General features: G+C 60.7%; 1 protein-coding gene. It reads left to right on the forward strand.

Annotated elements, in window-relative coordinates:
* Positions 1-845: ISL3-like element ISBma1 family transposase (locus J5M57_RS27880; RefSeq protein ID WP_207872070.1), on the forward strand; the 845-nt coding region annotated here is incomplete at its 5' end.
* Positions 846-853: the final 8 nt, after the last annotated feature.

The raw sequence follows: 853 nt of genomic DNA on the forward strand, positions 1-853 counted from the left end.
TCTACGAACTGGGCTGGCACACGGTCAAATCGATCGACAAGATGCGCTTGCGTGCGCGCGTGGCCGAACCGGACTGGTCGACGATCCGTTATCTGGCGATGGACGAGTTCGCGCTCCATAAAGGCCATCGCTACGCCACGGTGGTGGTTGATCCGATCGGCCGGCAGGTCCTCTGGGTTGGGCCCGGACGGTCACGCGAGACGGCGCGCGCCTTCTTCGAACAACTCCCCGAAGGCGTGGCCGAGGGCATCGAAGCGGTCGCAATCGACATGACCACGGCCGATGAGCTGGAGATCAAGGAACAGTGCCCACAGGCGGAAATCGTCTTTGACCTGTACCACGTCGTGGCCAAGTACGGTCGCGAGGTGATCGATCGGGTACGGGTGGATCAGGCCAACCAACTGCGACATGACAAGCCGGCCCGTAAGGTTCTGAAGTCCAGTCGCTGGTTGCTGCTGCGCAACCGTCATAACCTGAAGCCAGAACAGGCCGTGCATCTGAAGGAACTGCTGGCGGCCAATCAGTCGCTGTTATGCGTCTATGTGCTGCGCGACGAGCTCAAACGGCTCTGGTTCTACCGCAAGCCGGCCTGCGCGGAAAAGGCTTGGGGGCAATGGTTCGAACAGGCTCAGCAAAGCGGGATCGCCGCCTTGCAAAAGTTCGCCCAGCGCTTGCAGGGTTACTGGCACGGAATCGTGGCCCGCTGCCGCCATCCGCTCAATACCAGCGTCGTCGAAGGTATCAACAACACGATCAAGGTCATCAAGCGCCGCGCTTACGGGTACCGCGACGAGCAATACTTCTTCCTCAAGATCCGCGCCGCGTTCCCCGGGATTCCGCGATGAACCTTTTT

The organism is Pseudomonas sp. 86_A (assembly GCF_017491705.1).
Lineage (GTDB): Bacteria > Pseudomonadota > Gammaproteobacteria > Pseudomonadales > Pseudomonadaceae > Aquipseudomonas > Aquipseudomonas koreensis.